The sequence below is a fragment of the Natronococcus jeotgali DSM 18795 genome (assembly GCF_000337695.1).
Classification (GTDB): Archaea; Halobacteriota; Halobacteria; order Halobacteriales; family Natrialbaceae; genus Natronococcus; species Natronococcus jeotgali.
This window is the reverse complement of record NZ_AOIA01000132.1, coordinates 1-7,623: the sequence shown is the minus strand read 5'-3', so window position 1 is coordinate 7,623 and position 7,623 is coordinate 1. Positions and strand designations below refer to the sequence as shown.

The following is a 7,623-nucleotide window of genomic DNA, read 5'->3' as shown; positions in this document are numbered from 1 at the left end:
TCCCTCGCGCCATCAGAGATGTGTATAAGAGACAGGGTCGGTGCTGGCCGCCCTGACGAAGTTCGGTATCGTCGCCAGCATGCTCCCCGGCGTGATGGGCGGTACCGTCTACGAGTGGAGTCTGCGGGATTCGCTCGGGGTCGACTTTCTGGCCGGACTCGACTTCGTGTTGCGGGCCGACCCGCTCGGGATGCTGTTCGCGTTGCTGGCCAGCTTCCTGTGGATCTTCACCGCCTTCTACGCGACGGGGTACATGCGCGGGCTCGACGAGCACGCCCAGACGCGCTTTTTCGCCTCGTTCGCGGCCAGCCTCTCGACGGCGGTCGGCATCGCCTTCGCGGGGAACCTGGTGACGATCTTCGTCTTTTACGAGCTGTTGAGCCTCGTCACCTACCCGCTGGTTGCCCACAACGAGGACGAGGAGGCCCGCGTCGCCGGCCGAAAGTACGTCACCTACACCTTCTTCGGCGGCGGCGTCCTCCTGCTCGCCGGAACGGTGCTGGTGTACTGGCTCACCCAGGGCGTCGGGGAGGCGACGGTCGCCTTCGAGGCCGGCGGAATCGCGGCGCTCGCGGAGGCCGCCCAGGCCGAGCCCGGGATCGCCCAGGCCGCCTTCTACCTGCTGATCGCCGGCTTCGGCGTCAAGGCCGCCGTGATGCCGCTTCACTCCTGGCTGGCCGACGCGATGGTCGCGCCGACGCCCGTCTCGGGGCTGCTCCACGCCGTCGCGGTCGTCAAGTCCGGCGCGTTCGGGGTGGCGAGGGTCATCCTCGAGGTCTTCGGTCCCGGGTTGATCTCCGATCTCCCCCTCGAGGTGCCAGGGATCGGCGCGGTCGGGTTGAACGTTCCGGTCGCGATCATGGCCGCGTTCACGCTGACGGCAGCCAGCATCATCGCGATGCGCAAGGACCACCTCAAGCGCCGGCTCGCCTACTCGACGACGGCCCAGCTCTCTTATATCGTGCTCGGGCTGTCGATGCTTCACCCCTACGCCGTCGTCGGGGCGCTGTTTCACATTCCTGCTCACGCGTTCGCGAAGCTCACGCTGTTTTTCTGTGCGGGCGCGATCCACGTCGAGACCCACACCGACTACATCAGCGAGATGGCCGGCATCGGCAAGCGGATGCCGCTGACGATGTCCGCCTTCGCCGTCGGCGCGGCCGGAATGGCCGGGTTGCCGCCGCTGGCCGGCTTCGTCAGCAAGTTCTACATGCTGATCGGCGCCGGCGACGTCGCCGGCAGCTACTGGCTGTTCGCCGGTGCGCTGTTGCTCTCGGCGGTGCTGAACATCGTCTACCTCTGGCCCGTCGTCTACACCGCCTTCTTCGAGAGCGAGGACCGCCACGACGCCAAACCGGTGCTGGAATTCCCGCGGGGCGGCCTGTTCCGGTCGTACGCCGACGAGGAGGACATCGCCGCCGACGGCGGCGAGCCGAGCGACGACGAGGATCACCCCTTCGAGGCGGACGACGAGGACTACGAGTACGCCGTCGACCGCTACCCCAGCGACGCCGACGTCCCCGAACGGTTCGAGGGAGAGCGGGTTAGCAGCGTCGACCACCACGGCGACCACGACGACCACCTCACCGGCGGTCCGTCCGCCGAGGCCTGGCCGCGTCGCTCGCCGTTTTCCGAGAGCACGTGGCTCATGCTCGCGCCCATCGCCGTCATCGCGACGGGCGCGGTCGTCCTCGGGATCGTCCCCGACCGAGCGGTCTTCCTCGAGCTGGCCATGCGGATCGTCGAGGGCGTCTTCGGGATGCCCTTCGAGGAGCTCTCCGACGTGCCCTTCGACGAGCTCCTGACGGGGGTGAACGAGTGATGGAGATAGACCTGTTGACGGCGGCCTACCCGCCGCTGATCGTCCTCGCGGCGGCGCTGCTCGTGCTCGTCCTGCCGCGGATCGCCGGATTCGCCGTCGGCGCGGCCAGTCTCGCGGCCGTGCTGGCGATCTCGCTTCTCGCGCCCGGCGGCGAGCACCTCGGCGGGACCTTCCTCGGCTTCGAGGTCGTCCCGTTCCTCGTCGACGACTTCTCCCGCATGATCGGGATCGGACTGGGCTTTCTCGGGATCTGTAGCGTCCTCTATGCCTACTCGAGCGAGGCCAGCGAGACGCTCGTCGCGTTCGCGCTGGCGTACGTCGCCTCGTCGATCGGGGCTGCCTTCGCCGGCGACTGGCTCGTCCTGCTGTTCATGTGGGAGCTGATGGCGGTGACGAGTACGCTGGTCGTCTGGCACTACGGCGGCGACGCGGTCCGCGCGGGCTTTCGGTACGCCGTCTTCCACGGTACCGGCGGCGTGCTCGTGATGATGGCGGTCGCGGTCCACTACGTCCAGACCGGGACGTTCGTCTACGATGGCTCCGGCATCGCCGGCGGCGTGCCGGCGCTGCTCGCGGTGCTCGGAATGGGTGTCAACGTCGCGTTCGTCGGCGTCCACACCTGGTTGCCCGACACCTACCCGCGTCCCCACATCGCGGCGTCGGTGTTCCTCTCGGTGTACACGACCAAGACGAGCGCGTTCGTCCTCTACCGGGCGTTCCCGATCGGCGGCGAGAGCGACCTCGCGATCTACGTCGCGTACATGGGCGGCGTGATGGCCGTCTACGGCGCCGGCTTCGCCCTGCTGCAACACGACATGCGGGCGCTGCTGTCCTACCACATCCAGGCCCAGCTCGGCTATATCGTCGCCGGGATCGGGATCGGCGCGGGCGCCGCGACCTCGGAGCTCGCCACCGCCGGCGCGATGACGCATCTGTTCAACAACATCCTGTTCAAAAGTCTGCTGTTCATGGCCGTCGGGGTGGTCATCTACCGCACCGGAAAAGAGGACCTCTACGAACTGGGCGGGCTCTGGCGCGAGATGCCCCTGACCGCCGTCGCCTTCGGGCTCGGCGCGCTCTCGATCACCGCGATCCCGGGCTTTAACGGCTACGTCAGCAAGGGGATGCTGTTCGACGCGGCGAACCCGGGCTACTACGGGACCCCCGAGTACCAGGCGCTGTACTACCTCCTGTGGCTCGGCGCGATCGGGACGCTGCTGTCGTTTATCAAGCTCGGCTACTACGTCTTCTTCCACGGCGAGAGCGACATCTCGGTCCCCGACGCCAAGCCGGGCCAGACCGTCGCGATGTTCGGACTCGGCGCGGCCTGTCTGCTGTTCGGCGTCTGGTGGCAGGGGCTGGCCGACCTCGCGCCGACGCTCCACGCCGCGGGCGGGCACTTCGAGTTCGCCTATCCCGGCGGCGAGAGCGAACTGCACCCCTACAGCGCGAGCCACCTCGAGACCGCGGGGATCCTGACGGGGGTCGCGGCCGTCACCTTCGTGATCGTCCGCAAGCCCCTCTCGAAGCTCGATCTGTCCGATCCGGCGACGGTCGTCTTCCCGGGGGGGTACTCCCTCGGGCGGTGGTCGATGCTCGCGGTCACCGAACTCTACGCCGCGGTCGATCGGGCCGTCGTCGACGTCGTCACGAGCTGTTACTGGATCGGTAACAATCCGGCCCTGGCGGTCGACGCGGCGGCCCGCCGACTGCCCGACTGGGTGGTCGACGTCGAGGAACCCCGTCCCGCCGACGGCGGCCGTCCGTCGACGATCCACCTCCGGGCGAGCGTCGGGCTGACCGTCCTCGTGCTGACGGTCGCGCTGACGGTCGTTCTCTGGTTACTGCTCTCCTGATCGGAGCCGACGTTCCCGGCTTCGAAGCGGCGGTCGGTACGTCGTCGCCCCGTTCAGTCGCGTTCGCTCTCCCGACGCTCGCGCGGGTCGGCAGCCTCGAGATCGAGGTCGAGATCGATCACCGGTTCCCGCCGCGGAACGGCGATCGCCCGCTCGAGCGCCGCCGCGCGAAGCGCCGGGCTCGAGGGCGAGGCCTCGCGGCGGGAGCCGATCGGGCGCTCCGCGCGAACGTCCCGGGGGGTCGGCGACGGGTCGCCGACGCCCGCGTCCTCGCAGAGCCGCCGCAGCAGCGAGCGGGCGCCCTCGGTCGTGATCGCCGGGGGCGCGATCGACCGCTCGCGGGCGAGTTCGGTCGCCGTCGATTCCGAGAGCAGCGCCTCGATCTCGCCGTCGTCGTACCCTCGCCCGCCGAGAACCTCCCGGACCCGACGGGCGATCGAGGGCGCGTGGCGGGTCGGGAACAGCGGCCAGTCGTTCGACGGGGGATCGAGCGCAACCCGATACCGACGCAGCGGGGTCCGAACGGCCGCCGGCAGCGGCACCTCCTCGAGGCGCTGGGAGCGACCGAGGACCCGGATCGTCCCGGTGTAGAAGTCGACGTCGTCCCAGACCGCGCCCGTTCGCCGATCGTCGCGGGGAACCCGGAACAGCTCGCTGCCCCGCACGTCCGAGTACAACAGCAGGGCGACCAGGGCGTACTCCCGCAGGCGGTCCCGACGAGTCTCCCGGTCGCGATCTTCGCTCGTCGCGGCGATCGCCCGCTCGCGGACGTACCCCTCGAGGGCGCGCCGTCGGTCGGCGTTCCAGCCCGCTTCGGCGTCGCCGTCGACCGTCGCGGGCAACGCGGCCGCGGCGGCGTCAGCGGCTGCGGGGTTCGAGTCGAGAATGCCACCCCGAACGCACCACGAGAGGAAGGCGCGGACGACCGCGTAGTAGGTTCGGGCCGTCGAAGGCGCGTAGGCGCCCCCGTCGGTCCGTCCCCGGAGCACCTCGGCGTAGGATCGCATGTGAGCGTCTTCGAGGGCCGAAAGCGAACGGAGGTCGTGCTCCGCGGCGAGCCAGTCGGCCCAGCGCCGGAGGACGGACTCGGCGTTGGCGGCGTACGTTCCCGCCCCGGAGCCGTCGGGATCGCCCAGCGCCTTCCGCTCGATGTAGGCGTCGACCGCGTCGGCGATCGCGATATCGGTCACGGGGGACTCACCTCCGCGCCGCGTTCCGGCGGCCGGAGTCGCGAACGCCGGGCTCGAGCGCGCCATCGATCGACTCGATTTCGGTCCTCGCCGACGTCCATCTCGTTCGAAACACTACCGCCGGACCACCCTAAATCTGACCTCCTACGATCGCTCGCGCTCGAGGGAGAGCTCGCGGGTCTCGAGGCCGGCCCGCTCGGCTCGCTCGTCGGCGTCGAGCAGCCGCTCGAGTTTCCGCTCGAACTCGGCCTCGGAGAGTTCGCCCGCGGCGTAGCGGCGTTGCAGTTCCGTGACGGGGTCGACCGACTCCCGAGTGGGTTCGGATTCGTCGGCGCCGCCGGCCCGCTCGGTGAGATACCAGACGAGAAAGACGCTGACGACGAGCAGGGCGGTGATCGCGACCGCGTAGAGCGGTCCGGCGAAAAGCAAGGCGGCGACGATGATAACGTCGGCCAGCACGAACTTGATCGCGAAGATCTCCGTGAGACTGTAGCCGTCGTCACCGCGGTCGCCGCTCATACTCGGCGATACGGCCGTCGTCGAAATAACTGTAGGGGCCGGACGGCGTCGGCTCGAGACGTCCGAAAACGGCCGCGACGACGCGTTCCTCGTCCGACGCTCGCGGCGGGGATCGAGGCGGTGTGCTCGCCTCGACCGAGGCGAACGCCGTCGCAACTCCCGAATGTATTCTATATCGCTATAGCGATTCCCATGACGCGGGGCGGGTTTCGACGGTTCGGCGGGCGGGGCATCGACGGCTCCCGTCTCGAGCGCGACCTGAGAAGTCGACGGTGAGAGTCCGCCGAACCCGCGGCTCGGATCGTTCCGAGACGTGCCGTGTCGCAGTCTCGGGGCGCCCGTGCGGACCGTTCGGAGACGGTCGGCACCTTCTTTGATCGACCCCGCAGAGAAACGGTATGCGAGTGGTGGTCGGTACCGATTCCGTACACACGACCGCGGCGATCTGTGACTACCTCGAGCGCCGGGCAGGCGACGATGACGTTCGCGTCGTCGCCGCAGTGCCGCCCGGGGACGGGGTCGCTCGACGCGACGCGGCCGAGGCGTTGAACGTCGCCGGCGTTCGCCTCGCGGGCGACGACGTCGAGACCGAACTCAGAGAGGGTGAGCCCGCGTCGGCGCTGTGCGAGGCCGCCGCCGACGTCGACGCCGACGAGATCGTCGTCGGGGAGACGGGTTCGGACGCGGCGGGCTCGACGGCACGGACGGTGCTCGAGCGGGCGTCGCGTCCCGTGGTGATCGTTCCGGTTCCCGATCTCGAGTGAGTCGTAGGGTACTGGAGGTCAGTTCCGGCGCAACCGCGACCCGGGCGGCGATTGCACCGGGACATCGGGACGGGGATCCGTATCAGTCGTCGCTGGGCGCGGCGCCGGGGCGGTAACCGCGACTGATCGCCTTCCAGCGCCCGGTCGAGAACCGGTAGTAGTTGATCGCGGCGGGCGCGGCGGTTTCGGCGATAAAGGCGAGGTACAGCCCCGCCAGCCCGAGTTCGGGAATCGAGACGGCGGGCGTCGCCACCCCCAGGACCGGGATCGTTACGGCGGGGATCGTCAGCCCCGCGGCGCCCAGGTAGGCCAGCGGGATCGCGAGCCCGAACATGCCGACGAGCTGTCCGTAGAAGGGCCACCGGGTGTCGCCGCTGGCCTTGAGCGCGCCCTCGGCGCCCGTCGAGATCCCCTTGAGCAGGATCGCGAGACAGGCCGCGTAGATCAGGGCGACGGCGGTCGAAACCGAGAGGTCGGCCGGATCGTCGGTAAAGGCGAGGACGATCGGCTCCGCGAAGACGAAGACGATCGCCGCGGCGAGGACGTACACCGCGACCCCGAACAGGACGATCTCGCGACCGTAGCGCTCGGCGGTCCCCTCGCGGCCGTCGCCCAGCTCCCGGCCGACGAGACTCGAGGCCGCGAGGCCGAAGCCCCAGCCGGGCGTGTTCATCAGCCCCCAGATGCGCCGGGCGATGACGTAGGCGGCGACGACCTGCGGGCCGAACAGGGCGACGATCGCGAGCATGGGGAACTCGGCGACCGTCCAGACGGACTTCGATCCCATGACGGGGAGGCCGATCGAGGTCAGATCTCGAAGCGTCTCGGCGTCGAGGTAGGTTCCGAACGGATCGACGCGGAACGGGAAGCTCCCGACGCCGGGAAGCCACCCCGCGGTGAGCCCGACCGCGAAGGTCGCGGTGACGACGACGTTTGCGAGTACCGTCCCCAGGGCGGCGCCGGCGGCGCCGAGTCCGAGCCCGAAGATCAACACGGCGTTGAGCCCGATGTTCGCGACGGCGCCGCCGGCTCGCACGATCATCGGCGTCCAGGCGTCGTCGATCCCGACAAAGGTTCGGCTCCCGATGAGGTTCAGCCCCGCGAAGGGGACGCCGAGGCCGACGATCCGCAGGTAGGTCGCGCCATGGGAGATCGACTCGGGATCGTTCCCGATGAGCGAGATCAGTTCGGTCGGGTACGTCCAGAACACCGCCGTCACGGGAAGCGTCAGGAGCAACACCAACACGACGCTCGAGCGAACGGCCTGACCCAGCGAGTCGAACGCCTCGGCGCCGTAGCGCTGGGAGACCAGCGCGATCGTGCCGCCGGCGACTCCGCCGCCGATGGCGAACGCCAGCCCCCAGAACGAGGCGGCGAAGCCGACGCCGGCGATCGCCGTCGAGCCGACGGCGACGCCGACCATCGCGACGTCGACGGCGTTTTTCGACATCCGCGCCAGCCCGGTGAGAACC

The 7,623-nt window shown here is 69.5% G+C and carries 6 protein-coding genes; 3 read left to right on the top strand and 3 right to left on the bottom strand.

Going from position 1 to position 7,623, the window contains the following annotated elements:
- Positions 1 to 40 precede the first annotated feature (40 nt).
- Both C492_RS15530 and C492_RS15525 read left to right on the top strand, forming a co-directional pair.
- Entirely contained in the window at positions 41 to 1,822 is a 1,782-nt protein-coding gene (locus C492_RS15530; protein WP_008425317.1) for a proton-conducting transporter transmembrane domain-containing protein, read from the top strand.
- Positions 1,822 to 3,678 carry a Na(+)/H(+) antiporter subunit D gene (locus tag C492_RS15525; protein ID WP_008425316.1) on the top strand — a complete coding sequence of 619 codons (1,857 nt, stop codon included), beginning with the start codon at positions 1,822 to 1,824 and terminating at the stop codon, positions 3,676 to 3,678. Before C492_RS15530 ends, C492_RS15525 begins: the two co-directional genes overlap by 1 nt.
- 53 nt (positions 3,679 to 3,731) lie before the next feature.
- Here the strand turns inward: C492_RS15525 and C492_RS15520 are convergent, their stop codons facing one another.
- Positions 3,732 to 4,868, bottom strand: coding sequence for a tyrosine-type recombinase/integrase (locus C492_RS15520; protein WP_049893126.1), 1,137 nt, complete (start codon positions 4,866 to 4,868; stop codon positions 3,732 to 3,734).
- 144 nt (positions 4,869 to 5,012) lie between these two features.
- On the bottom strand, positions 5,013 to 5,387 hold the full coding sequence (locus C492_RS15515) for an SHOCT domain-containing protein (protein WP_008425314.1): 375 nt from the start codon (positions 5,385 to 5,387) through the stop codon (positions 5,013 to 5,015).
- Between the two features lie 398 nt (positions 5,388 to 5,785).
- On the opposite strand from C492_RS15515, the gene C492_RS15510 reads away from it, so the two are divergent.
- The gene (locus C492_RS15510; RefSeq protein WP_008425313.1) at positions 5,786 to 6,151 is read left to right on the top strand and encodes a universal stress protein; all 366 of its coding nucleotides are present in this window, start codon (positions 5,786 to 5,788) and stop codon (positions 6,149 to 6,151) included.
- An 82-nt stretch (positions 6,152 to 6,233) separates the two neighbouring features.
- Here C492_RS15510 and C492_RS15505 read toward each other — a convergent pair.
- Positions 6,234 to 7,623: MATE family efflux transporter (locus tag C492_RS15505; RefSeq protein WP_008425312.1), on the bottom strand; the 1,390-nt coding region annotated here is incomplete at its 5' end.